The sequence below is a fragment of the Lacinutrix cladophorae genome, from assembly GCF_053604645.1.
The window spans coordinates 1-26,899 of record NZ_JBSHNR010000079.1; the positions used below are offsets into that span (position 1 = coordinate 1).

Consider the following 26,899-nt stretch of genomic DNA (forward strand, 5'->3'; position numbering starts at 1 on the left):
TAGCGTTACTGGAGAACCTAACACCCCGGTATAATCTACGATATCCCCTGGACTACCTTGTATTGTGAATGTTGCTGTGCCTCCAGAACAGGTTGTCGTATTACTGGTTAATGTTACCGTTGGTGTAGCACTTATTGTTACTGTTTCGCTGCTTGTTAGTACCCCCGAACAACTCGTTGTTGGATTAGTAACCTGCGTTAAACTAATCGTTTGGTCCGTAGTAACTCCTGGGATATTAATTACTGCCTCCCCTGTTGCATCTAGCGTTACTGGAGAACCTAACACCCCGGTATAATCTACGATATCCCCTGGACTACCTTGTATTGTGAATGTTGCTGTGCCTCCAGAACAGGTTGTCGTATTACTGGTTAATGTTACCGTTGGTGTAGCACTTATTATAACATCTATACTATCGTTATCTATAAAAGTGGATCCGTCACAATTAGTATATTCCACCTCCACAGTAAAAGTTTCATTTGTAGTTGGGCAAACATTAATAGTTGGTGTATTAGCGATTGGACTATTAGTTCCATCAAACCAAGTTACCGTATAGTTTGGTGTTCCGTTAGGAGTGAAACGCCAAGCTTCATTTGTTCCAACCCAATTACTTGTATTTCTACCTGGAGGAAAAAAAGCATCGGTTCCTGCATCATTTTGTATACCAACAACAGCATTTCCATTTAGCCAAAAACAGGTTGGTTTTTCTTCTATATATATATCAATAGTATTTGTTCCTTCGTATAAAACTATCATTTGAGTTGACAATTCTGTAGCACACCCAAATTGAGGGACATTATAATAGGACGCAACAAATCTCCTGCATGGGGCAGCTCCTTGTATTTCCCAAGCAATTTCATGAGAACCACCACTAGCAGAAGGGTCCATATCATGACCAGCTCCAAAAATATTAGCTTCCCCTAAAGCTGAATTAGAATTATTTGGTAATGTATCTGCAAAAATATATTCATTTCCTGAATTTGCTAACGTTGTTTCAAAACTCAAGACACCATTAACTCCGACTAATATATTATTATATTGATTCCCATAAAAACAAAACTCAAAACCTAATGGTATGATATCTGACCAAACATCATCAGAAAATAAGAACAATTGATTTGTTAACCCAGAAAAAGAAGACGGAGGAGCATAAGGTATGGAGGAAACTGCATAAGATGTGGTTTCTCCTGTCTCTAAAAAAGTAGCTGTTAAATCTGCACACCCAGTTGTACAATCCAAATTTATTTGAGTAGGACCTGCATCTACATTAGAACAACCTGGTCCTTGAGCTACTACAAAACGAGTAACAAACAAACAAATAATAAACAAAAATCTCTTCATGAAAAGCACTTAACTTTTTTTATCTAATCGTAAAAACCAAATTTATCTCGCAAAATACTTAACTTAAAGCAATTAGCAGGAAAAGTTATAAAAAAATAAGAAAAAAATCGAAATCAATTATAAATTAATTCTACTTCAATTCAAACTAAAACAAATGGGAATTACTTATCTTTGTAAATTATAATTATTATTTTTTTGATGAAACTGGACAGCAAGATAGACGAATTAAACGCTATAGGAGACAACCATATTGGCACATCTATAAATACACCGATGCGTGAAGATGCTTTTACTCTTACAAATGAAGAGAAAATAGATCTTATTAAAGAAGATGTTAGACATATTATGGAAACATTAGGTCTAGATTTAAAAGACGACAGCCTTAAAGGTACTCCGAATAGAGTAGCAAAAATGTTTGTAAAAGAAATTTTTAGTGGTTTAGACCCTAAAAATAAGCCTAGCGCTTCAACTTTTGATAACAAATATAAATATGGAGAAATGCTTGTGGAAAAAAACATCACTGTTTATTCTACTTGCGAACATCATTTATTACCAATTGTTGGAAGAGCACATGTTGCGTATATATCTAACGGAACTGTTGTAGGTTTATCAAAAATGAATCGTATTGTCGATTATTATTCCAATAGACCACAAGTACAAGAGCGTTTAACAATTCAAATTGTAAAAGAATTACAAGAAGTATTAAATACAGAGGATGTTGCCTGTGTTATAGACGCTAAACATTTATGTGTTAATTCTAGAGGAATAAAAGATGTAGATTCTAGCACTGTAACCAGTGAATTTGGTGGTAAATTCAAGGAAAAAGATACACGTAGAGAATTTTTAGATTATATTAAATTAGATACTACTTTTTAGTAGTTAAAGTAAACGGCCTACTTTATGCAAACTTCACAAAAGCAAAACATAGAAATATACAATTCCCTTTCTGGTAAAAAAGAAAAATTTACACCTATAATAGAAGGATATGTTGGCATGTACGTTTGTGGACCAACGGTTTACAGTAATGTACATTTAGGGAATGTTAGAACTTTTATGTCTTTTGATATGATTTTTCGCTACCTCCTACATATAGGCTATAAAGTACGCTATGTTAGAAATATTACAGATGCTGGGCATTTAGAAAATGATGCAGATGTTGGAGAAGATAAAATCACCAAAAAAGCAAGATTAGAAGCTATTGAACCAATGGAAATTGTACAGCGTTATACTGTAGATTTTCATAATGTACTTAATACATTTAATTTTCTTCCTCCAAGTATTGAACCTACTGCAACGGGTCATATTATAGAGCAAATAGAACTGATACAAACTATTATTGATAATGGTTTTGGTTATGAAGTGAATGGTTCTGTGTATTTTGATGTACATAAATACAATCAAACTAACGACTATGGCATTTTAAGCAAACGTAAACTAGAAGATTTAATTCACAATACACGTGAATTAGATGGGCAAAGCGATAAAAAAAATCCGCAAGATTTTGCCCTTTGGAAAAAAGCAGAACCAACACATATTATGCGTTGGCCTTCACCTTGGAGTGATGGTTTTCCTGGTTGGCATCTTGAATGTACAGCAATGAGCACCAAATATCTTGGCGAATATTTTGATATTCATGGAGGTGGAATGGATTTAAAATTTCCACATCACGAATGTGAAATTGCTCAAAATAAAGCAGCTAAAGGAAAAGACCCTGTAAAATATTGGATGCACGCCAATATGCTAGAACTTAATGGTGCACGAATGAGTAAATCGACAGGAAATTACATTAATCCTTCCGAATTACTTACAGGAAAAAACAATATTATGTCTAAAGCATACAGCCCAAGTGTGGTTCGATTTTTTATGATGCAAGCTTCTTACAGAAGTGTTTTAGACCTTACAGACAACGGTTTATTAGCAAGCGAAAAAGGCTTTAATCGTTTAATGGAAGCTGTCAATGGATTAGAAACACTAACACCTTCTAAAGAAAGTTCTAAAAATACCAAAGAAACTTTAGCTATTTTAAAAAGCAAGTTTTATGAAGCAATGAATGACGACTTCAATACACCAATATTAATTTCATGGTTATTTGAAGGTGTAACAATCATCAACAAAATAAAATCTGTTAACGAAACGATTTCCAAAGATGATTTAAAAGATTTCACAGCATTAATACATACTTTTGTTTTTGATATTTTAGGTTTAGAAAACAATTCAGCATCCAATACAGGAACAGACAAACTTTCTGGTGCTGTAGATCTTTTAATAAAACTAAGACAAGAAGCAAGAGCAAATAAAGACTTTGCCATGTCTGATAAAATTAGAGACGAATTAGCTGCAGTTGGTATTAATTTAAAAGATGGTAAAGAAGGCACCACTTTTTCGACTAATTAACGAATAAAGAGCATTTTATTAATTTTGCTCCTCACCTATTGGTTATGAAAAAGATACTTATCGCACCTTTCTTATTCCTTATCAAAGTATATCAAACATTAATTTCACCATTAACACCTTCAACGTGTAGGTTTCAACCAACTTGTTCGCATTACACAAAAGAAGCGTTAGAAAAACATGGTTTTTTTAAAGGTGGAAAACTAGCAGTAAAACGAATTTTTAGTTGTCACCCTTGGGGAGGCTCAGGTTATGATCCAGTTCCAGAAAAGCTTTCTGAAAAATAACATTTCATTAAGTCCGGTTTCTTTTTAATCCATTTGCAATTGTCTATATTTACGTTTTCAAAATAAAATCTATGCATTTTTTAATATTCGATTGGAATCCGTTAACAGGAATTGACATTATTGGTAATTTTAAATTACACTTTTATAGTGTAATGTGGATTATTGCATTCCTTTTAGGATTGCAAATCATGAAACGTATTTTTAAAAGAGATCAAATTAAACCAGAATATTTAGACCCTCTTTTTTTATATACCATAATAGCAACTATGCTTGGTGCTCGATTAGGTCATGTAATATTTTACCAATCGGAACTTATATCGCAAGACTTTTTTAGTATATTTTTACCTTTCCGTTTTGTGCCAAAATTTGAATTCACTGGTTTTCAAGGATTAGCGAGTCATGGAGCAGCAATAGGAATTATTATTGGAATGTATTTATATAGAAGAAAATATAAGTACAAATCATTAATGTGGATTTTAGACAGAGTTGTAATTCCTGTAGCAAGTGGCGCAGTATTTATTCGTTTAGGAAATTTTATTAATTCTGAAATTATAGGAAAAATCACAGATTCTCCTTTAGGTGTTCGCTTTATTCAACAGGAATATAACAAATATGAAGCGATGCAATTAACGGGTATGAAAACGCCCAAAGAAGCTTATGATGCCATTGCAAATAACCCACAATTTCAAAATTTATTAGATGCAATACCTTTAAGACATCCAGCACAATTGTATGAATCTTTTTGCTACATCTTTGTATTTTTAATTTTATGGTATTTCTATACTAAAACCAATAAAGACAAACAAACAGGTTTCTTATTTGGTTTATTTTTAGTATTACTTTGGACGATTCGTTTCTTCGTAGAGTTTGTAAAAGAAGCACAAGTAGATGATAGAGCTACTTGGGCTTTAAATACTGGGCAATGGTTAAGCATACCTTTTATTATAATTGGCTTATACTTTATGTTTGTTTATAAACCAAAAACTAAAGTAATTTAGATAAAACAATGTCACCTCGAGCATTACTAAAATAAAATATTTTTTTTATAGAAAGTAGTGAACGTAGTTTCTCGAGAGGTATTTAAAATTTACTATTTATAAAATAGGTCTCGACTACGCTCGACCAAACATTTATTATGAAATTCAGATTATTTACCAGTATTATTTTATGCTTCATCCTCTTTTTAAGCGCCTGCAAAGATGAAAAAAAAGACATAAAACCAATTGAAGTTTCCTTTACAAAAGAAGGAGATCTTACTATTTATAAAGCAGCAACAGACTCTATAGTTACAAGGCTAAATATAGAAATTGCAGATACAGATTATGATGTACAAACTGGTTTAATGTATAGAAATACTATGAAAGAAAACCAAGCGATGTTATTTGTTTTCCCTACCATGCGTGAACGTTTTTTTTATATGAAAAACACTAGGATTCCATTAGATTTAATTTACTTAGATAACAACAAACACATTGTTAGTTTTCAAGAAAACGCTGTACCTTTTGATGAAGCCTCTTTACCTTCACGAGTTCCTGCGCAATATGTTTTAGAAGTCAATGCAGGACTAGCTGAAAAATGGCTTTTAGAAGTTGGTGACCGAATAGAATATACAACGATCAATGAAAAATAATGTTCGTAGTATATTTTTAAAAACTACAACAGGACATGCTATTAATGTCACTATATTTTCACCTGAAAAGTCGAACAAAAAAAGTATAGTAATATCGTCGGCAACAGGAGTTTTACAGAAATTCTATTCTAAATTCGCCCTTCATTTTAGTACTTTAGGCTTTACTATTTATACTTTTGATTATTATGGTATTGGTGCTTCTAATACCGAGAGCTTAAAAAAAAACAAAGCCAATTTAAACACTTGGGCTTTAGATCAAGCTGCTGTTATAAAATTTGTTAAACAAAAACAACCACAAAACAAAGTAACACTAATAACGCATAGTATTGGCGGACAACTCATTGGTTTGAATCCAGAAATACACACAGTAGATTCTATAATAACTGTAGCATCACAAACTGGGTATTGGAAATATTTTAAAGGCTTTCCTAAGTTTCGATTATTTGCGTTTTGGTACTTTATAATACCAATAGCAACTCCGTTATTTGGTTATTTTCCAGCTAAAAAACTAGGTTTATTTGAAAACTTACCAAAACAGGTTGTTTACCAATGGCGAAAATGGGGAATTCATCCTAAATATATGTATAGCCAGTTTAATGATTTAGAATTTAGTAAAATAACTAGTAATGTACTCGCTTTAAGTTTTCCTAGAGATAGCTTTGCATCTAAGGAATCTGTAGATTGGTTAGCATCTAAATTTAAAAACACAAATGTAGACCGAAGACACATTATTCCTGAAGAGTTACAAATTGAAGATGTACAACATTTTGGTTTTTTTAGAGAACATTTTAAAGATTCGATATGGCAACTCACTGAAAATTGGATAGTTACAAATTAAAATTTATTTCGTTTTAGATAAAATACGTAGTACTACGTATTTTTTTTGTGCTCATTTATGGCTACTTTTAAGATGCTAATCAATCTTAAATATTATGAAAAAATTAATCTTACTTGCTATTTTTATAGCATTTAGCAATCTTTCTTATTCACAAATAAAACTTTCAGATCCTTCAAGTGGAGAAAAACTTTCGATGGAAAGAGAAGAGGCAAAAAAATATAGTATTGAAATAATAAAAATAGACTCCTTAAAAAAATATACTGTTATTGTTATAAATAAGCAATATGAATTAGGAAAAAAATATGACGTTATCAATGTTAAAGAGTACAAAATTCTGGATTCTTTAGAATTGACAAAAGACAAACCGATTGAAATTAATGTCAATGAAATAGATGAAAATGATGAAATACAGACTCAAAGTCAATGGACTATTAATTTAAAGAAAAAAGATTTATCTTATAAAGAGAGCGTAAAAGTTATTATGGACTCTATTGATTTTGAAGAAAAAAAATCAAGAATTGTAGGTCATTTAAAAGTTTTAAATAATAAAGATGGTTTAGATATTATCTTAAATGAAAAAGACCAACAAGGTGAAAGAAAATTATTAAATGATAAGTTTATTCCAGATACAATAGTTTTAAAAATTCGTCGAGGATCAATAAAAGACATACGCGTTTCTGGTGAAATAAATAATAAAAAAGTTGTTTTTGGAAAAGAAAATAGAAGTATTGATATTTTTAAGATTAATAATGAATCTCAAGGCTTTATAAAAAGTTTTAATGATAATCGATATTTAGAATTACAATATCCCATAACAGAAGAACCACAATATTTTAAATTATCAAAAATATTAGGCTATGAATACAAAATGGGCAAAAAGTTTTTTCCAAAAGACACAATTATACCTATTAAAATAAATTCAAAATCTACTGGCGAATTAATACCATTATATAAAGATGTACATCTTAATTCTTATTTAGAAGGAAGATTATACACAGATATTATAGGTTTAAATGGTGAAGAAGCAAATGGTGTTGCACAAGCAGAAATAAAAGCTCATTTTAACCTTAACACACAGTCTAATTTTGCTTATGTAGAGCCTTCCCTTCATTATTCAAAATTTACAAAAGATAATGATTTTGTAGTTTTAGAAGAGGACCAATCTACATCTAAAGCATTAACAAACTTTCATCGACAGTCTTTTTTAAATGTTGGATTAAAAATAAATATAATAAAATGGGAGTTTGGTGATCGATATGATTTAGATGCTTTTAATATTGGGTCTCAATATTCTTGGACTCGTTTAAAGGAAATTACAAGCACTACAGATATAACCAATACAGTACATTTATTTAATTCGTTTATTGAAGTAAAAGGAAAAATGAATGAATTTAATAATTTTGGCATTAGCTTAGGGAATAAGTTTTTATACGAGTTACCTGTACAAGATCAAGACTTAGATTTAGACCCTTTTAGTTGGTATATTATTCCGGAATTAGAGATTTTTTATTATCCTGTTGAGAATAAAAACAATACCATTTATCTAAGATTTACATACACAAGCAATACTAGAAATCATGACTTTGATTACCCTTCTTTACAATTTGGTTATAAATTTAGAATAAAACTAAATCAGAAATAAATAGGTTTAATTTTATAACAAAAGTCAGTAAGTAAGACCGCGTTAAGGATTGATGCGGCATCCTTTTGTTTTAGCAGCAAGAATATTTACTAGTATGGATTGCTATTTAAGGTATGAATATTTACAAGAAAACAATCCAGTAACAAAAGATATAGCGGAAAGCCTGACACTACGAAGTCTAAACGTAGTAGTGTAACGCCCAAATTAATAAAATAGAAGAAATAAAAAAACCTTTCTGCATAACACAGAAAGGTTTTTTAATATTTAAAAAAGGATTCGTTGCTTATGCTTCTAACGTTTCTTCTTCTTCTTTTTCTTTAATCTTTAAAGCATCTGTAGCTCCTGCTTTTTTAACAGAATCGTACATGATTGGTGTTGCAATAAACAATGAAGAATAGGTACCTACAATAACACCTACTATTAATGCAAACATAAATCCTCTAATAGAATCTCCACCAAAAATAAAGATTGCTAATAACACAACTAGTGTAGTTAAAGAGGTATTTAATGTTCTACTTAGTGTACTACTTAATGAGGCATTAATTACTTTATCAAAATCCCAAGCAGTATGCTCATTAAAGAACTCTCTAATTCTATCGAATACAACTACGGTATCATTTAAAGAGTAACCAATTACCGTTAATATTGCGGCAATAAATGCTTGGTCAATTTCCATTGTAAATGGCATGAACTTGTAAGTAAGTGAGAAAACACCTAATACAATTAATACATCATGAAATACTGCTGCTACTGCACCAAGTGAGAATTGCCATCTTTTAAAACGGAATAAGATATATAAGAATACTACGATTAAAGATCCTAAGATTGCCCAGAAAGATGCTTTCTTAATATCATCTGCAATAGAAGGACTTACTTTATAAGACTCCATAACACCAATTTGTTTATTTTCATCGTTAAGATCTATAAATTGATCGTAACTAATGTTCGATAAATGTGGTTGTAATGCGTTGTATAATTTATGTCTTATTTCTTCATCTACTTCTGAAGAAGCTTCATTAATTTTATACTTAGTAGTAATTTTTACATCGTTACTTGTACCAATTAACTTCGCATCTGCACTACCAAATACATCTTCTGCAGAAAGCACTCCTGAAATTTCGGATGCACTAACTGGTTGCTCGAAACGAACTTGGTAGGTTCTTCCTCCAACAAAATCTACACCTTGATCTAATTTATTTGTAAATAATGATCCTAAACTTAAAAGAATAAATATTCCAGAAATAACATAAGCAATCTTACGTTTTTTCAAGAAGTCTATATTTATGTTTCTAAATAAGTTTCTTGTTAAACCTGTAGAGAATTCTAATTTCCCTCCTTTATTAGAATACCAATCTACTAGTAATCTTGTAATAAAGATTGCTGTAAATAATGAAGTTGCAATACCAATAATTAATGTCGTTGCAAAACCTTTAATTGGTCCTGTACCAAAAACAAATAATATTAATGCTGTTAAACCAGTTGTTACATTGGCATCTAAAATAGAAGAAAGTGCGTTTGCAAAACCATCTTTTATTGATGTAGCTTGGTCTTTACCTTTAGCTAGCTCTTCTCGAATACGCTCGAAAATAAGAACGTTTGCATCTACCGACATACCAATGGTTAATACAATACCTGCAATTCCAGGAAGCGTTAATACTGCTCCTAAACCAGAAAGAATACCAAATATTAATAAGATGTTTAATGCCATTGCAATATCTGCAAATAGACCTGCTTTACCATAGTAGAAAACCATCCATAAAAGCACTAATGCTAATGCTATTAAAAAGGACATTTTACCACTATCGATAGCTTCTTGACCTAAAGATGGACCAACCACATCACTTTGAATAATATCTGCTCTAGCAGGCAATTTACCAGCACGTAAAACGTTTGCTAAATCGGTTGCTTCATTTAATGTAAAGTTTCCTGATATTTGAGAATTTCCACCAGCAATCGCTCCTGTTGTTACTCCAGGTGCAGAATATACTACGTTATCTAAAACAATAGCTATTTGGCTTCTTTGTGTAAAAGCTCTTCCAGTCATTTCCTCCCAGATTTTAGCACCTTTACTATTCATTTGCATACTTACAAGAGGTTTTCCTAAAGGATCATAATCTTGTCTTGCATCTACAACTACACCACCACCTAATTCTGGTACGTTTTCTCTGTTAGCTATAAGTGCATATAAGTCTACTAACTCACTATCTCCTTTTTGTTTCCCAAATGCAAACTTTACATAACGTTGTTCTGCAGGAAGTAAGTTTCTTACTTGTGGCATATTTAAATACTCACTAATAATTTCTCTATCTGCAATATTTACTAAAGCAATTGCTGCAGGATCTTGAGAACCGATTAATTTATCTAAAAGCGGATTTGCTACTACTGCTGTAGAATCTGGATCATCTCCTAAAAGATCTGCAATTTTATCTTCTTCTGAAGTGGTTTCTTTAACTTCTTCGGTGTTTACTTCTTTTGATTTTTCAATACTCTTAATGGTTTCATTAGCTTGTACTAGAAAGTTATTGAAAAGTGTTTTGTTGTACACATCCCAAAACTCTAATTGTGCTGTACTTTGTAATAATTTAGTAGCACGTTCTGCATCTTTAACTCCTGGTAACTCTACTAGAATACGTCCTGAGTTTCCTAAACGTTGGATATTAGGTGATGTAACACCAAACTCATCAATACGTTTACGTAATACTTCGAAAGCAGAAACAATAGACTCATCAATTTTTCTTGAAATTACCGGTTTTACTTCTTCATCCGTCATATTTCCATCAATTTCTCCATCTAAAGCTCTAGTATAGAAAATATCTGGCGAAGCTAATTTAGTATCTCCTTTTATAGCTTCAAAAGAAGTATAAAAATCTTCTAAATAGGTGCTTTGACTATCTTTTTGAAGTTCTGTTGCATCGTCTAATGCTTTATTAAAAATAGGATCTGTAGTATTGTTAGCTAATCCTTTTAATATGTCTTTTACAGAAACTTGTAATATTACGTTAACTCCACCTTTAAGGTCAAGTCCTAAGTTCATAGCATTTTCTTTTACCTCGTTATAGGTATATTTTGCTATTCCAATATTATAGACTTCTTGGTTCGATAATGAATCTAAATATCTGGTTTCTTTTACACTATCTCCATTTGCATAAGCAGCCGCATTGCTTTCAATACTACTGTTTTTAAATGTGAATGATAATTGGTAGATACTTACCAAACCAAACAATAGTGCAAATAATTTTACTAATCCTTTGTTTTGCATTTTAATGATTTTTTATGGTCCATTTTTTGAACGTGCAAATATATAGTTTACACGTAATTTTTTGACACTTTTTAATGTTTAAATAAAATTTTAGCTCGTTTACTCTTAAACACAAGTATGTCTTAAGAAGTTAATTAGCTAGTTTATGAAGTTTTGTTAGTATTTGGGCCTGCTCTAACTTCAGGTATTTTATACGAAGTATTATCTATTGCAATTGCAATATTTGTATTTACTTTATAGACAACTTGTAAGTATGTGTTTAGCTTATTTACCTCTATAGGGCAAGCTGAAAAATACACATTAGGATTAGAATAACGATCGCTTTCTAATCTAGGTTCGATAGCCACTTTACCATCAAAACCAGAATTAGCGTCCTTAGCATCCTGAATTTTATAAACATCTAGATTATAATTTTCATTGGTTGCTGGTTTTTCAGGATGTTTTTCTTGGTTTGAAGCATAGTCTATAGCTAGCTTTTTTTCTTTGGAAAGTTTACTTTTAATACTAACAACATCTGCATCACTATAATACGTGATTTTTAGTTGTCCGTTTTCAATTTTATGAATTTGAATATGGTTTACACCAAAATCTAACAATTGCTTTTTTACAATTGCAACGGTGTTTTCAATTTGATTAGAAGTGATAGTAGTGTCAGAAAACTGTAGTACTATTTTCTGATTTGGCAAAGCAGATTGTTCCTTACTAATATAACCTAGTAAGGTAAAAGCAATAACTAAAGTACAGATGTACCACTTTTTCATGCGCCAAATATAAAAAATAAAGACTGTATTTCTACAGTCTTTATATAAATATTAAATAAAACCTATCTGGTTTAAAACCAGACAGGTTGATAAATTACAATTCTAGCAACCCATTAGTTGCTTTAACACCTTCAGCTGATTCAGCTAATTTTGTTTTTTCCGCATCTGTTAAGCTTATTTCAACAATTTTTTCAATTCCATTAGCACCTAATACACAAGGAACACCAATAGATAAATCGCTTAACCCAAATTCTCCGTCTAATAAAGCAGAACAAGGAAAAATCTTTTTAGTATCGCAAGCAATTGCTTGTACCATTGCAGATACAGCTGCTCCTGGAGCGTACCAAGCAGAAGTACCTAATAAACCGGTAAGTGTTGCACCACCAACTTTAGTATCTTGTACTACTTGATCCATTCTTTCTTCCGATAAAAACTCAGAAACTTTTACACTATTTCTTGCAGCTTTACCTATTAATGGTACCATACCTTTATCGCTATGTCCACCAATCACCATTCCGTCCACATCAGAAATTGGAGCTCCTAATGCTTCTGCTAATCTGTATTTAAAACGAGCAGAATCTAAAGCGCCACCCATTCCTATAATTTTATTTTTTGCTAAACCTGTAGTTTTATGTACTAAGTAAGTCATTGTATCCATTGGGTTACTTACCACAATAATGATTGTATTTGGCGAATGTTCTATTAAGCTAGAAGATACCATTTTTACAATTCCTGCATTAATACCAATTAACTCTTCACGAGTCATACCTGGTTTTCTTGGAATACCTGAAGTAATTACACAAACATCAGATCCTGCTGTTTTAGAATAATCATTAGTACTTCCTGTTATTTTAGTGTCGAAATTATTTAATGATGCAGTTTGCATTAGATCCATTGCTTTACCTTCTGCAAAACCTTCTTTAATGTCTAAGATTACTACTTCGCTAGCAAAGTCTTTAATAGCAATATATTCTGCACAACTTGCACCTACTGCTCCTGCTCCTACTACTGTTACTTTCATTTTTTATATATTTTGTTTGTGTTGAATTTTATAATTGTAAAATTAATACTTTATATTGAATTTTACTATAAACCAAACCAGCTTTTACGTACTTGATATGGATAGCGTTCATAAATAGAGTTATCTTCGTACATAATATCATCATTTATAAAATCTTCTTTTGCTTCTTTAAACTTAAGCTCTGCTTTATCTCCCTCTCCTATCCTAGCTAAACATATTGCTTGATAAAATTTCACGTCGCTAAATTTTGGTTGCAGCAGTAATGCTTCATCGAATATTTTAATTGCTTCTTTGTAGTTATTTAATTCGTAATTCGCAATTCCTAAGTACATTAAATCGTTAAAATGAATCCACTCTTCGCCGTCTTCTTTAACGGATTGGGCGATACTTTTTTCAAAAAAAACTTTAGCCGTTTCAAATTCGTTTAATTGTAAATAACATAAGCCTAAATAAAAATAATAGGAATGATCCATGACATACGATTCTCCATTTAATTCTAAAGCCTTATTAAAATCTACAATGGCATCTTTATAATTTTTAGAAAATATACATTTCATAAAAGCCATATAATCTAACCATTTCACCGGATTTAATGCTGCTGCTTTTTCTAAGTATGGTAAGCCAAGTTCATCTTTATTTTCTTTATACAGAGGCATAGCTCTTTGTTGGTAGAGATACGCCATATTGGGATTTTTAATTATTGCAGAATCTAAAAATTTTCGTCTTGCTTCAGAGTTTAACCCAAATTGGTAGGATTCTTTTACTATCGCTGTTGCAATAGAATCGGATTTAAAATCGACTTTAACTTCTATTTCACTTTTTTGCTGTTCTTTATTATTACAATTAAAAAACAAAAGACATATAACTATAAAACCGCAATATTTTTTTTTTAAGTACAACATATATATTAGATTAAAAAAAAAACCTGTAAGGTTGTTAAACTTTACAGGTTTAAATTATTAAAATAGAAATGAATTACGCATCAATATTAGCATAAATTGCATTTTTTTCTATAAACTCTCTACGAGGCGGAACCTCATCTCCCATTAACATAGAGAACACGCGATCTGCTTCTACTCCGTTTTCAATATGAATTTGACGCAATGTTCTAAATTCAGGATTCATTGTAGTATCCCAAAGTTGTTCTGCATTCATCTCTCCAAGACCTTTATAACGTTGTATTTTTGAAGACTCTCCAAACTCTTCCATGATTGCTACACGTTCTTCATCAGACCAAGCATATTGCTTTTTAGCTCCTTTTTTTACTAAATATAAAGGTGGAGTTGCAATATAAATATGTCCGTTTTCTATTAATTCTTTCATGTAACGGAAAAAGAATGTTAGAATTAAAGTTTCAATGTGCGAACCATCAATATCGGCATCACACATAATTACAATTTTGTGGTATCGTAATTTAGAAAGATTTAATGCTTTACTATCTTCTTCTGTTCCAATAGTAACACCTAAAGCGGTAAAGATATTCTTAATTTCTTCGTTTTCAAACACTTTATGTGTCATCGCCTTTTCTACATTCAGGATCTTACCACGTAATGGTAAAATCGCTTGAAATGCTCTATCACGACCTTGTTTAGCAGTACCACCTGCCGAGTCTCCCTCGACAAGATATACTTCACATTTTGCAGGATCTTGCTCGGAACAATCGGATAATTTCCCAGGCAAACCACCAATACTCATTACAGTTTTACGCTGTACCATTTCACGCGCTTTTTGAGCTGCGTGACGTGCTTGTGCTGCAAGAATTACTTTTTGCACAATAATTTTAGCATCGTCTGGATGTTCTTCTAAGTAATTAGTTAACATTTCGGAAACCGATTGACTTACTGCTGCAGAAACTTCTCTGTTACCTAGCTTTGTTTTTGTTTGGCCTTCAAATTGTGGTTCTTGAACTTTTACAGAAATAATAGCAGTTAATCCTTCACGAAAATCATCACCTGCAATATCAAACTTAAGCTTGTCTAACATTCCAGACTCGTCTGCGTACTTTTTTAAGGTATGTGTTAAACCACGACGAAAACCAGAAAGGTGTGTACCACCTTCATGTGTATTGATATTATTTACGTAAGAGTGTAAATTTTCTGCATAAGATGTATTATAAATCATTGCAACCTCAACAGGCACACCATTTTTTTCACCTTCAAAAGAAATAACATCTTTCATTAAAGGCTCTCTTGTTGCATCTAAAAAGGTTATAAATTCTTTAAGACCTTCTTCAGAATGAAATGTTTCTCCTTCAAAAGAACCATCTTCTTTTTTACTTCTTTTATCTACTAAGTGAACTGTAATTCCTTTATTTAAATACGCTAATTCACGCATTCTACTTGCTAGCGTATCGTAATTATACTCTAAGGTTTGTTTAAATATGGTTGGATCTGGTTTAAAAGTAACCGTTGTACCTCTTTTATCACTATCTCCAATAGCTTTTACAGGATAAAGCGCCTTACCTCTTTCATATTCTTGCTCCCAAACTTTACCTTCTCTATAAACTGTTGCTGTTAAGTGTTCTGATAATGCATTAACACAACTTACACCAACACCGTGAAGTCCACCAGATACTTTATAAGAGTCTTTATCAAATTTACCACCTGCTCCAATTTTAGTCATTACAACTTCTAGTGCAGACACACCTTCTTTTTGGTGTAAACCAACAGGAATACCACGTCCATCATCTTCTGTGGTGATAGAATTATCTTCATTAATAGTTACTGTAATATTATCACAATGACCAGCTAACGCTTCATCAATGGAATTATCTACTACTTCATATACTAAATGGTGTAAACCACGTACTCCAACATCTCCAATATACATGGATGGACGCATACGTACATGCTCCATTCCCTCTAAAGCTTGAATACTATCTGCTGAGTATCCATCTTTATTAAACTCTTCTCTTTTTTCGCTCATATTTAAATATTATTTTTAGGCTCTTTTTCTATTGTTTGAAGCATAAAAAAAGACGCTTTACAGCATCCTTTTGAATACAACCAAAGATACGAAATAAAAAACGTTTTTCAAGGGTTTTTAAGCACAGTGACTAAAAATTATTAACATTTGTTAATTAACAGAAAAGCCCTTAAATCGCTTAAAAAGCGCTTTAAAAAAGATTTTAGTGTTTTTATTTATTAAAAAATATTCGCAAAAAATAAAAACCTCGCAGAAGCGAGGTTTTAAAGTCTATAAAGTATCCTTTTTATATGGAAATAGATGTAAAACTAAGAGGTTGCATACGATTTATCATGCACGTTAGCTATTGCACGACCAGAAGGTTCGTTCATGTTCTTAAATGCTTCGTCCCATTCTAAAGCAGTTGCTGTACTACAAGCTACACTTGCTTCTTGAGGCACACTTAGAGCTGCTGCATCACTAGGGAAGTGTCCTTCAAAAATAGAACGATAATAAAACTCTTCCTTATTTTGAGGTGTTTGAATTGGGAAACGGAATTTTGCATTTTCCATTTGCTCATCAGAAACTTCTTTTTCAACCACTTCTTTTAAAGTGTCAATCCAACTGTAACCAACCCCATCGCTAAACTGTTCTTTTTGTCTCCAAGCTACACTTTCTGGTAACATATCTTCAAATGCTTTACGAATCACCCATTTTTCCATACGTTCTCCATTAATCATTTTGTCTTGTGGGTTGATACGCATAGCAACGTCCATAAATTCTTTATCTAAAAATGGTACACGACCTTCAATTCCCCAAGCAGCTAAACTTTTGTTGGCTCTTAAGCAATCGTACATGTGTAATTTATCTAATTTACGTACTGTTTCTTCATGAAATTCTTGTGCATTTGGTGCTTTATGGAAATATAAATAGCCTCCAAAAATCTCATCAGCTCCTTCTCCAGAAAGTACCATTTTAATTCCCATCGACTTAATAACTCTTGCCATCAAATACATTGGTGTACTAGAACGAATAGTAGTAATATCGTAGGTTTCAATGTTATAAATAACATCTTTAATAGCATCTAGACCTTCTTGAATAGTAAATTTTATTTCGTGATGAACGGTTCCAATATGATCTGCAACTTTTTGTGCAGCAGCTAAATCTGGAGAACCTTCTAATCCTACAGAAAAACTATGTAATTGTGGGTACCAAGCATCTGACGTATCATCACTTTCAATTCGTTTTTGCGCATATTTTTTAGCTATTGCCGAAGTTACTGAAGAATCTAACCCACCCGATAATAACACCCCATAAGGCACATCGCTCATCAACTGTCTATGTACTGCAGCTTCTAAAGCTTCTTTAACTTCTGCAATACTAGTTTCGTTTTCTTTTACTGCTTCATATTCACTCCAATCTCTATTGTACCATTTTACAAACTTTCCATCTGTACTAGACATATAGTGCCCAGGAGGAAACAATTCAATTTTAGTACAAGTTCCTTCTAAAGCTTTTAACTCGGAAGCAACATAGAATGTTCCGTTTTGATCCCAACCAATATATAAAGGAATAATCCCCATATGATCACGAGCTATAAAATACTCATCCTTTTCAACATCATAAATTGCAAAACCGAAGATACCATTCATTTCATCTACAAAGTCAACTCCTTTTTCTTGGTATAATGCTAAAATAACTTCGCAATCACTTTGTGTTTGAAAATTATATTTCCCTTCAAATTGCTTACGTAATGCTCTGTGGTTATAGATTTCTCCATTTGCAGCTAACACCAATTTATTATCTGGGCTAAATAATGGTTGTTTACCAGAAGCTGGATCGACAATTGCCAAACGCTCATGTGCAAGAATTGCTTTATCGTCACTATAAATTCCAGACCAGTCAGGTCCTCGATGACGAATCGTTTTAGACATTTCTAAAACCTGAGGTCTTAAATCTTCACTTTTTTGTTTTAGGTCGAAAGCACATACAATTCCACACATAACTTATATCTTTTATTTTTTTTATTCCTTATTATTATAATTACTGAGACAAATATGCGAATGTTGTTTCATACTACAAACACAAAATGAAAAAATGATTACAATTTAAAACTTAATATACGCATATTCCATAAAAATGAAATAGAATAAAAGATTTACACTATTATTTTTTATTAATCTGTAAACTTTTACTTTCTAAAACGACTTTAATCTTGATTTACTACTTTATTAGTATGTCTTAAACAATTCACAAAAACAAAAAAACAAATTATGAAAACTCAAACAGGACTTTCAACAATCATTATGGCATTTTTAATGTTATTCACTTTTAATCTAAACGCACAAGATTTTACTGGATTAGACAAAAGCCCAATGGATGCAGCATACTTTCCTAGTAGCCATAAAGAAGCGAACAAATTAATAAAAGTAGTTTATAGTAGACCACAACTAAAAGAAAGAAGCTTAGAGAAGCTTGCTCCTAATGGTAAAGTTTGGCGTACTGGAGCAAATGAGGCTGCAGAAATCACACTATACAAAGACATGAAACTTGGAAACACTCTAATTAAAGCTGGCACCTACTCTTTAGCAACTATTCCTGGAGAAAAAGAATGGACAATTATTATAAATTCCGATTTAAATGCTTGGGGAAGTTATTCTTATAAAGAAGCCAATGATGTAGCAAGAATATCAGTTCCTGTTGGATCTAGCGAAAAAACTATAGAAGCTTTCTCTATTGCTTTTAATGAAGCTAAAACTGGAGTAGACATGTATTTAGGTTGGGACAAAGTTGTTGTAAAAGTTCCTTTTAGTCTTTAAAAACTAAATCCTTTATAAAAAAAGCGCCTTGATTTTCAAGGCGCTTTTTTTATGGTATATTTAAATATTTATGTGTCTGTAGGGAAACTTTCCATTTTGGGTTATTCATTACGTAATCTACAATTTGCGGAACCACTTTATCTCTTTTACTCCATTCTGGTTGCAAATACAAAATACAATCTTTATTTACTTTAGCTGCTTGCTCTTCGGCAAACTTAAAATCATCTTTATTATAAATAATACATTTTAATTCGTGTGCTTGTGCGTATACTTCTTCTGTAGGGAGTTTATTCTTTTTTGGCGAAAGGCAAATCCAATCCCAAATACCGGTAAGCTTATACGCTCCAGAAGTTTCAATATGTACTTGTAGCCCTTTTTCTTTTAACGCATTAGTTAACGGATTCATATTCCACATTAAAGGTTCACCTCCAGTAACCACAATTGTTTTACTATACTTTGCAGCATTTTCTGCTATCTTTAATGTTTCGGTAGCAGGATGTAATTCTGGCAACCAGCTTTCTTTTACATCACACCAATGGCAACCAACATCGCAACCACCAATTCTCACAAAATACGCAGCAGTTCCTTTATAGAAACCTTCTCCTTGAATCGTATAAAACTCCTCCATTAAAGGCAATAACAACCCTTTATCTAGCAACTCTTGTCTTTCACTTCTTGTCATAGCTTGCAAAGATAGTTTATTATCATGTAAGTTTTAATATTTCCATTTTATAGTTGATTAAATTTACACTATTTTTATGCAAATTTTAAGCATATTATGAGTAGACAGGAAGATTTTTTTAATCATATCACAGAAGGAAACAAAACCAAAGGAGAATTCATCACTTTAGGTGCTGCAATGTTAGACGGAGAGACTATTAAAGATGCCTTTGTAAAGATTCCGTTAAAAACCATGAATAGACATGGTTTAATTGCTGGAGCCACTGGAACAGGTAAAACAAAAACCCTACAAATTCTTGCTGAAAATCTAAGCGAACAAGGAGTTCCTGTACTTTTAATGGATATTAAAGGAGATTTAAGCGGATTAGCACAACCAAGTCCTGGTCATGAAAAAATTGATGAACGACATGCAAAAATTGGTTTGCCTTTTGATGCTAAAAGTTTTCCTGTAGAAATACTTTCCCTTTCTGAGCAAGAAGGCGTTAGACTTCGAGCAACAGTTAGTGAATTTGGACCCGTTTTATTATCTAGAATATTAGATCTTACAGATACCCAATCTGGTGTAGTTGCAGTTATTTTTAAATATTGTGACGACAATAAACTTCCTTTATTAGACTTAAAAGATTTCAAGAAAATATTACAATACTGCACCAACGAAGGAAAAGAAGAATTTAAAGAAGAATATGGTAGAATTTCTTCTGCATCTACAGGTGCTATCTTAAGAAAGGTCATTGAAATAGAACAACAAGGAGGTGATTTATTTTTTGGCGAAAAAAGTTTTGAAGTTGAAGATTTAATGAGAACAACTCGTGACAGTCGTGGTTATATTAATATTATTCGCTTAACAGATATACAAGATCGTCCAAAATTATTTTCTACTTTCATGTTAAGTCTTTTAGCAGAAATTTATGAAACACTACCTGAGCAAGGAGATTCTGGAAAACCAGAATTAGTACTATTTATTGACGAAGCACATTTAATTTTTAATGAAGCATCAAAAGCATTATTAAATCAGATAGAAAGCATTGTTAAATTAATTCGTAGTAAAGGAGTTGGTCTTTACTTTGTAACACAAAACCCAACCGATGTACCAGAAGGTGTATTGAGCCAGTTAGGTTTAAAAGTACAGCATGCGCTTCGTGCGTTTACTGCAAAAGATAGAAAAGCAATTAAACTTACAGCTCAAAATTATCCAGACACCGACTATTATGATACTGCAGAAGTATTAACTTCCTTAGGAACAGGTGAAGCTTTAGTTTCTGCTTTAGATGAAAAAGGAAGACCTACTCCGCTTGCGGCAACAATGTTACGTGCTCCAATGAGTAGAATGGATATTTTAAATGAAACCGAATTGAACAATCTTTTAGACGACTCTAAATTAGTAATGAAATACAACGAAACCATAGATAGAGAATCTGCCTATGAAATGTTGAACGAAAAAATAAAGAAAGCTGAAGCTTTAAAAATTAAAGAAGACGAAAGAGAAGCAAAAGAAAAAGAGCGTAAAAAAACAACACGATCTAGCTCTAGTAGAAGTAGTACAAGGATGAACCCTATTGTAAAAGTGCTTACAAGCGCAACTTTTATTCGTTCTGTTTTTGGTATACTAAAAAAAGTAATGTAGTTTTTATTTACACATTAAACTATAAAAAACATAAAACAACAAACACTATTTTTTCCGTTTATACGGAAATGAAAAACGAAGCCTTCCGCTTTCTCGGAAATCAAATATGAAAAACACCATTTTAACACTTTGTTTATTTAGCATCGCTTTTATTTCATGCAAAAAAGAAGTGAATCCTTTTCTAATTTCTAAAAACAATATTGGTCTTTTAACAGACTCTACACAAGTAAAAGATATAGAAACTATTTACGCTAATGATTCTGTTGTAAAGAGAATTAATGGAGATGAATTTACTGGAGCTATAAATGACATAGAAATTTATGATAAAACAGGAAACCAATTATTAATTCTTTCACCAAAACAAGCTTTAGATTCTACTGCTAGAATAAGTACTATTAAAGTAGTAGACCAAAGATATAAAACAGAAAAAGGTCTAAATCCTACGAGTACATTTGCAGATATTAAAAATAATTATACGATTTCAAGCATTCAAAATACATTAAGAAATGTAGTGGTTTTTGTAAATGAGATAAACGGTTTTTTCACCATTGATAAAACGGAATTACCTGCAGATTTACGAATGGATGTAAATAAAAAAATTGAAGTAATACATATACCAAATACCGCAAAAATTAAACATTTCATGATTGGCTGGAATTAACCTAGAGAGCAATGAACCCATTATTCGGTAAATTATTAACAGATTTAGCAAAGCAAAGGCTTAAATCGAAACATGCTCCTAGTCCATATTCTGAAAATCAAATAGCTCCAATCATTAATAATATTAAAGTAGAGCTTTCGCATGCAGCAAAAGAATTTCTCTTTATTATAATTGGTGTTTTCTCTGCTGGATTCGGTTTAAAAGGCTTTTTATTACCCAACCAATTTATAGACGGAGGAGCTACAGGGATTTCTTTACTTCTTCAAAACATTACATCCTTATCACTTGGTGTTTTACTCCTTATTGTAAATCTCCCTTTTCTTATTTTAGCAACAAGAACAATAGGCACAAAATTTGCAATTAAAAGTGTAATTGCAATTGCTTTTTTAGCAATAGTAGTACATTTTGTAGACTACCCAACAATAACAGAAGACAAATTATTAATTGCTGTATTTGGTGGCTTCTTTTTAGGTTTAGGTATTGGTTTAGCAATGCGTGGCGGAAGCGTTATAGACGGCACAGAAGTTTTAGCCATTTTTTTAAGTAGAAAACTATCGATCACTGTTGGCGATGTATTACTACTTATAAATATTGTGATCTTTTCATTTGGCGCTTATGTTTTATCTATTGAAACTGCTCTTTATGCTATTTTAACCTATTTAGCTGCTGCAAAAACAGTAGATTTTGTAGTCGATGGTGTAGAAGAATATGTTGGTATTACTATTATTTCTGAAAAACACGAAGAAATAAGAATAATGGTAACCACAAAATTACGAAGAGCTTGTACAATATATGCAGGAAAAGGTGGTTTTAGTTCTAACGGAAAAAGCTACGATAAAGACATTATTTACACCGTTATGACTAGATTAGAATTAGCAAAGCTTTACACCGAAATAGACAAAATAGATAAAAATGCTTTTATAACAATTGGTATTGTAAAAGACTTAAAAGGAGGAATGATTAAACGCAAACCTTTAAAATAAAACCAATATTTTAAAAATCTCGTATATAAAATATACTACTATACTTTTTATTAATTATGAAAAAGAAATACACTATCCAAAAAACACCATTTGTTGTTCCTACAACAGATGGAAAAGTGATAGAAGAACATTTTGGTTTGGCTAGTAATAACAATCCGCAATTAAGCATAGCACGTATGATTGCTCCTGCTGGTTGGAGTGAACCTTTTCAAACTCCAGAATTTGATGAGTATACCTATATAATTAAAGGCAAAAAACAATTTATTATTGAAGACGAAGTTGTAGTTTTGCATGCTGGGCAATCTATAAAGATTAGCAAAAATACTCGTGTACAGTATTCCAATCCTTTTACAATTGCATGCGAATATATAGCTATTTGCCTACCTGCATTTGCAATGGATTTAGTTAATAGAGAAGATTAAAATGAATTTTATATCCAAAACAATTGGTTTTTTTGTAAACCTTATAAGTTATATCACTCCAAAAACAGCTGGAAATCTAGCTTTAAACCTATTTTCGACCCCTTTAAGAGGAAAAATTAAAGAAAAAGATTTTGATTTTTTAGACACCGCTTTTAAAGAAGAATTACAATACGAAGATTTTAGTATCATGACCTATAGATGGCTTGGTAAAAACAAAACCATACTATTAGCACATGGCTGGGAAAGTAATGCCGCAAGATGGAGACCATTAATTGAAAACTTAAAAAAACAAAACTATAACATTATAGCGCTAGATGCTCCAGCTCATGGTCGTTCTGGAAGCAAACGTTTTAATGCCATTTTATACTCTGAGTTTATACATATCGTTTCCAAAAAGTTTAATCCAGATATTATTATTGGACATTCTGTTGGTGGAATGGCAACAGTTTTCTACCAACATAAATACCAAAACGCAGAATTAGAAAAGCTAGTTTTATTAGGAGCTCCTTCAAATTTCACAGGTGTTTTTAACCGTTATGTACAAATGATGGGGTACAATAAAAGAGTAGACAAAAAAATGGGTGATATCGTATTAGAAAAATATGGCCACTTACCTGATTATTTTTCAGCTGCAGATTTCACTAAAGAAATAAAAACCACAGCGCTTTTAATACATGATGAACGCGATAGAATCATACCATATCAAGACGCAAAACATTTTGAAAAGAACTATCTAAATGCGAAATTAATAACAACACAAGGTTTTGGTCATTCGCTAAACAACGAAACCATAACAGAATATATAAATAAATTTATTGCTGTTTAAACTTGTAGTATCTTTGCCAAATGGAAGAGAATCTTAAACGTATAAATAAATATTTAAGTGAAGTTGGTTATTGCTCACGAAGAGAAGCAGATAGACTTATTGATGCTGGAAGAGTAACTATAAATGGTGTCGTACCAGAAATGGGAACAAAAATAGCTCCCACCGATGAAATACATGTCGATGGAAAACTAGTTATTAAAACCAAAGAATCTTTTACCTATTTAGCTTTTAACAAACCTGTTGGTATTGTTTGTACAACAGACACCAGAGTAGAAAAAGATAATATAATAGATTTTATAAATTATCCTAAGCGCATATTTCCAATTGGTAGGTTAGACAAACCAAGTGAAGGCTTAATCTTTCTTACAGACGATGGAGATATCGTTAATAAAATACTTCGCGCTAGTAATAACCACGAAAAAGAGTACATTGTAACGGTAGACAAACCTATTTCGCAAACATTTTTAGAGCGAATGTCTAGTGGAATTCCTTTAGAAGAACTAGGAAAAACGACAAATCCTTGCATTGTAGAAAAACTAGGCAGTTACAAGTTTAAAATTATATTAACACAAGGATTAAACAGGCAAATTCGTAGAATGTGCGAATATTTAAATTACGAAGTTAACACCTTAAAACGTGTTCGTATCATGAATATTAAACTAGATGTTCCAGTTGGAGAATTAAGAGAATTTACTCCTGAAGAATTAAAAGAATTAAACGCACTTTTAGAAGCTTCAACCAAAACATATCTTGAAAAAAATGGCTAAACTTTCTCCATTTCACATTGCAATTCCTGTTGATAATTTAAATACTTCCAGAACATTTTATAGAGACATATTAAACTGTAAAGAAGGCAGAAGCAGCGCACATTGGGTAGATTTCAATTTTTTTGGCCACCAATTAGTTATACATTACAAAGCACAGGCTGCAGAAGAGACACATACCAATGCTGTAGATGGAAAATCTGTTCCTGTTCCGCATTATGGCGTTGTTTTAGACTGGGAAGATTTTCACGCTTTTGCAGAAGATTTAAAACTAAAAAACATAGCATTTATTATTGAGCCATATATTCGTTTTGAAGGCTTAGTTGGCGAACAAGCAACCATGTTTTTTAAGGATCCTTCTGGAAATGCATTAGAGTTTAAAGCTTTTAGAGATATAGACCAGCTGTTTGCTAAATAGTTTTTTTTCTGGTAAGATAAAAAGGCAAGTAAATAAGTAAAAACATTGGGATTAAAAAAGCATCTACAATAAACAGATAATACGGCCAATCTGGTAAAGAATCTAAAACTGAAGCAGATACTGGTTTTCTATTTAAATATGAATAATTAGATTTTAAGAGGTAATTAATTCCTATAGAAACTCCTAAATAGACTTGTATGACCACAAAAGATTTAAAAACACTTTTTAGTTTTGGTCGCATGTGCAACACAAAAGTTGCATAAAAAATAACAATGAGTAATCCTAAATGTATAATCCAATATCTAAAATAATCAAAACTAGGAAAACCCTCTGCTATATCTGGAGTAATAACACCTTGAGATGTTCCAGCAACAATCCAAAACAACAAGATTTCATACATCCAATACTTCCTATAGAATGTAAAAACAGGAATAATTAAAGCTAAAAAACTACATAGATATAATGGCAAATCTTCTGAAATAGAATAACCGCCTTGACTAATTTGATAGCTATGAAAAATAATAATCGTTAAAGAAACAAAAAAACCAAAAGTTTGAAATAACGTTTCTTTTTTTCTTTGATTTAACTTTCTGTTAGCATACCGAAAACAAAACACAGAAAACAAAACAGCGAATACTATTGGTAGTATGTGGTGTAAACTTCCAATTGTTACGCGTTCTATTATTTTTAAGTTAGACAGAAAATAGAAAGCCATGCTATACAATAGTAATTATTGCATATGTCTTTCTCTTGCTAGAAGTGTATTTTTAAGTAGCATAGCAATAGTCATAGGTCCTACTCCACCAGGAACTGGGGTAATATAACTTGCTTTTTTACTCACATTTTCAAAATCAACGTCACCAGTAATAACATAACCTTTAGCTGCAGTATCATCTGCAACACGAGTAATACCAACATCAATAATTACTGCATCATCTTTTACCATTTCAGCTTTTAAGAAATTAGGAACTCCAAGTGCAGAAATAATAATATCTGCTTGACTAGTAATTTGCGTAATATTTTTTGTGTGGCTATGTGTAAGTGTTACTGTAGAGTTTCCAGGAAAACCTTTTCTTCCCATTAAAATACTCATTGGTCTACCAACAATATGCGATCTACCAATCACTACAGTATGTTTCCCTTTAGTCTCTACCCCATAGCGATCCATTAGCTCTAAAATACCAAATGGTGTTGCAGGAATAAAAGTAGACATATCTAATGCCATTTTACCAAAATTCATTGGGTGAAATCCATCTACATCTTTATCTGGGTTAACAGCCATTAATACTTTTTGCGTATTAATTTGCGGAGGTAATGGCAATTGAATAATAAACCCATCAATATCGCTATCGGTGTTTAATTCTTCAATTTTATCAAGTAGCTCTACCTCGCTGGTGGTATTAGACATTCTAACCATTGTAGACTCAAAACCAACACGTTCACAAGCACGAACTTTACTAGCAACATACGTTAAACTTGCTCCGTCATTACCAACAATAATTGCAGCTAGATGTGGTACTTTTTCACCTTTAGCTACCATTTTTTTTACTTGTTCTGTAATCTCGTCTTTAATGTCGTTACTTACTTTTTTTCCGTCTAGAATTGTCATTATAGGTAGTTTTTAATCTAA

Annotated in this window: 24 protein-coding genes and 1 pseudogene; 15 read left to right on the plus strand and 10 right to left on the minus strand. The window is 31.8% G+C overall.

Annotated features, from left to right (window positions below; all coding sequences use genetic code 11):
• Window positions 1-1,338: pseudogene (locus tag ACVC3Y_RS03055) on the minus strand (hypothetical protein); the annotation flags it as partial.
• Between the two features lie 198 nt (window positions 1,339-1,536).
• On the opposite strand from ACVC3Y_RS03055, the gene folE reads away from it, so the two are divergent.
• The 7 genes from folE to ACVC3Y_RS03090 all read left to right on the plus strand — a co-directional run bounded on the left by folE (window position 1,537) and on the right by ACVC3Y_RS03090 (window position 8,126).
• A complete protein-coding gene (gene folE / locus ACVC3Y_RS03060; protein WP_303426017.1) occupies window positions 1,537-2,214 on the plus strand; it encodes a GTP cyclohydrolase I FolE in 678 nt (225 codons plus the stop codon).
• 24 nt (window positions 2,215-2,238) lie between these two features.
• Window positions 2,239-3,732 (plus strand): cysteine--tRNA ligase, encoded by a 1,494-nt coding sequence (gene cysS, locus ACVC3Y_RS03065; protein ID WP_452226076.1) that lies wholly within the window; start codon window positions 2,239-2,241, stop codon window positions 3,730-3,732.
• Window positions 3,733-3,776: 44 nt separating this feature from the next.
• Window positions 3,777-4,016, plus strand: a complete 240-nt coding sequence (gene yidD, locus ACVC3Y_RS03070) for a membrane protein insertion efficiency factor YidD (RefSeq protein ID WP_303426020.1) — start codon at window positions 3,777-3,779, stop codon at window positions 4,014-4,016.
• Between the two features lie 71 nt (window positions 4,017-4,087).
• Window positions 4,088-5,014 carry a prolipoprotein diacylglyceryl transferase gene (gene lgt / locus ACVC3Y_RS03075; protein WP_303426021.1) on the plus strand — a complete coding sequence of 309 codons (927 nt, stop codon included), beginning with the start codon at window positions 4,088-4,090 and terminating at the stop codon, window positions 5,012-5,014.
• A gap of 137 nt (window positions 5,015-5,151) precedes the next feature.
• Window positions 5,152-5,646 carry a DUF192 domain-containing protein gene (locus ACVC3Y_RS03080; RefSeq protein ID WP_452226077.1) on the plus strand — a complete coding sequence of 165 codons (495 nt, stop codon included), beginning with the start codon at window positions 5,152-5,154 and terminating at the stop codon, window positions 5,644-5,646.
• The gene (locus tag ACVC3Y_RS03085) at window positions 5,636-6,484 is read left to right on the plus strand and encodes an alpha/beta hydrolase family protein (RefSeq protein WP_452226078.1); all 849 of its coding nucleotides are present in this window, start codon (window positions 5,636-5,638) and stop codon (window positions 6,482-6,484) included. The genes ACVC3Y_RS03080 and ACVC3Y_RS03085 overlap by 11 nt, the downstream gene beginning before the upstream one ends.
• 94 nt (window positions 6,485-6,578) lie before the next feature.
• Window positions 6,579-8,126: a hypothetical protein gene (locus ACVC3Y_RS03090; protein ID WP_452226079.1), complete on the plus strand. Its 1,548-nt coding sequence runs from the start codon at window positions 6,579-6,581 to the stop codon at window positions 8,124-8,126.
• Window positions 8,127-8,409: 283 nt separating this feature from the next.
• Here ACVC3Y_RS03090 and secDF read toward each other — a convergent pair whose 3' ends face one another.
• The 6 genes from secDF to asnB form a co-directional block, all read right to left on the minus strand.
• Window positions 8,410-11,385 carry a protein translocase subunit SecDF gene (secDF, locus tag ACVC3Y_RS03095; RefSeq protein WP_303426026.1) on the minus strand — a complete coding sequence of 992 codons (2,976 nt, stop codon included), beginning with the start codon at window positions 11,383-11,385 and terminating at the stop codon, window positions 8,410-8,412.
• A 143-nt stretch (window positions 11,386-11,528) separates the two neighbouring features.
• A complete protein-coding gene (locus tag ACVC3Y_RS03100; RefSeq protein ID WP_303426028.1) occupies window positions 11,529-12,146 on the minus strand; it encodes a hypothetical protein in 618 nt (205 codons plus the stop codon).
• Window positions 12,147-12,240: 94 nt separating this feature from the next.
• Window positions 12,241-13,167 (minus strand): malate dehydrogenase, encoded by a 927-nt coding sequence (locus ACVC3Y_RS03105; protein ID WP_303426030.1) that lies wholly within the window; start codon window positions 13,165-13,167, stop codon window positions 12,241-12,243.
• Between the two features lie 65 nt (window positions 13,168-13,232).
• Window positions 13,233-14,021, minus strand: coding sequence for a tetratricopeptide repeat protein (locus ACVC3Y_RS03110; protein WP_452226080.1), 789 nt, complete (start codon window positions 14,019-14,021; stop codon window positions 13,233-13,235).
• Between the two features lie 121 nt (window positions 14,022-14,142).
• On the minus strand, window positions 14,143-16,092 hold the full coding sequence (gene gyrB / locus ACVC3Y_RS03115) for a DNA topoisomerase (ATP-hydrolyzing) subunit B (RefSeq protein ID WP_303426034.1): 1,950 nt from the start codon (window positions 16,090-16,092) through the stop codon (window positions 14,143-14,145).
• Between the two features lie 308 nt (window positions 16,093-16,400).
• A complete protein-coding gene (asnB, locus tag ACVC3Y_RS03120) occupies window positions 16,401-18,074 on the minus strand; it encodes an asparagine synthase B (RefSeq protein WP_303426036.1) in 1,674 nt (557 codons plus the stop codon).
• A 270-nt stretch (window positions 18,075-18,344) separates the two neighbouring features.
• On the opposite strand from asnB, the gene ACVC3Y_RS03125 reads away from it, so the two are divergent.
• The gene (locus tag ACVC3Y_RS03125) at window positions 18,345-18,890 is read left to right on the plus strand and encodes a DUF2911 domain-containing protein (protein WP_303426038.1); all 546 of its coding nucleotides are present in this window, start codon (window positions 18,345-18,347) and stop codon (window positions 18,888-18,890) included.
• 49 nt (window positions 18,891-18,939) lie between these two features.
• On the opposite strand, the gene ACVC3Y_RS03130 is transcribed toward ACVC3Y_RS03125, so the two are convergent.
• Window positions 18,940-19,572: a 7-carboxy-7-deazaguanine synthase QueE gene (locus ACVC3Y_RS03130; RefSeq protein ID WP_303426040.1), complete on the minus strand. Its 633-nt coding sequence runs from the start codon at window positions 19,570-19,572 to the stop codon at window positions 18,940-18,942.
• Between the two features lie 96 nt (window positions 19,573-19,668).
• On the opposite strand from ACVC3Y_RS03130, the gene ACVC3Y_RS03135 reads away from it, so the two are divergent.
• The 7 genes from ACVC3Y_RS03135 to ACVC3Y_RS03165 all read left to right on the plus strand — a co-directional run bounded on the left by ACVC3Y_RS03135 (window position 19,669) and on the right by ACVC3Y_RS03165 (window position 25,269).
• Window positions 19,669-21,195 carry a helicase HerA-like domain-containing protein gene (locus tag ACVC3Y_RS03135; protein WP_452226081.1) on the plus strand — a complete coding sequence of 509 codons (1,527 nt, stop codon included), beginning with the start codon at window positions 19,669-19,671 and terminating at the stop codon, window positions 21,193-21,195.
• Window positions 21,196-21,301: 106 nt separating this feature from the next.
• Window positions 21,302-21,856, plus strand: coding sequence for a hypothetical protein (locus ACVC3Y_RS03140; RefSeq protein ID WP_303426044.1), 555 nt, complete (start codon window positions 21,302-21,304; stop codon window positions 21,854-21,856).
• Window positions 21,857-21,867: 11 nt separating this feature from the next.
• Complete coding sequence (locus ACVC3Y_RS03145; protein ID WP_303426045.1) at window positions 21,868-22,839, plus strand: YitT family protein; 972 nt, start codon at window positions 21,868-21,870, stop codon at window positions 22,837-22,839.
• 56 nt (window positions 22,840-22,895) lie between these two features.
• On the plus strand, window positions 22,896-23,261 hold the full coding sequence (locus tag ACVC3Y_RS03150) for a cupin domain-containing protein (protein ID WP_303426046.1): 366 nt from the start codon (window positions 22,896-22,898) through the stop codon (window positions 23,259-23,261).
• Between the two features lies 1 nt (window position 23,262).
• On the plus strand, window positions 23,263-24,087 hold the full coding sequence (locus tag ACVC3Y_RS03155) for an alpha/beta hydrolase (protein ID WP_303426048.1): 825 nt from the start codon (window positions 23,263-23,265) through the stop codon (window positions 24,085-24,087).
• 20 nt (window positions 24,088-24,107) lie between these two features.
• Window positions 24,108-24,854, plus strand: coding sequence for a pseudouridine synthase (locus ACVC3Y_RS03160; protein ID WP_452226082.1), 747 nt, complete (start codon window positions 24,108-24,110; stop codon window positions 24,852-24,854).
• Window positions 24,847-25,269 carry a VOC family protein gene (locus ACVC3Y_RS03165; protein WP_452226083.1) on the plus strand — a complete coding sequence of 141 codons (423 nt, stop codon included), beginning with the start codon at window positions 24,847-24,849 and terminating at the stop codon, window positions 25,267-25,269. Before ACVC3Y_RS03160 ends, ACVC3Y_RS03165 begins: the two co-directional genes overlap by 8 nt.
• Here ACVC3Y_RS03165 and ACVC3Y_RS03170 read toward each other — a convergent pair.
• Together ACVC3Y_RS03170 and ACVC3Y_RS03175 are read right to left on the minus strand one after the other, a co-directional pair.
• Window positions 25,262-25,984, minus strand: a complete 723-nt coding sequence (locus ACVC3Y_RS03170) for a YwaF family protein (protein WP_452226084.1) — start codon at window positions 25,982-25,984, stop codon at window positions 25,262-25,264. The two genes, ACVC3Y_RS03165 and ACVC3Y_RS03170, sit on opposite strands and share 8 nt — an antisense overlap.
• A gap of 15 nt (window positions 25,985-25,999) precedes the next feature.
• The gene (locus ACVC3Y_RS03175; RefSeq protein WP_452226085.1) at window positions 26,000-26,878 is read right to left on the minus strand and encodes a bifunctional 5,10-methylenetetrahydrofolate dehydrogenase/5,10-methenyltetrahydrofolate cyclohydrolase; all 879 of its coding nucleotides are present in this window, start codon (window positions 26,876-26,878) and stop codon (window positions 26,000-26,002) included.
• Window positions 26,879-26,899 lie beyond the last annotated feature (21 nt).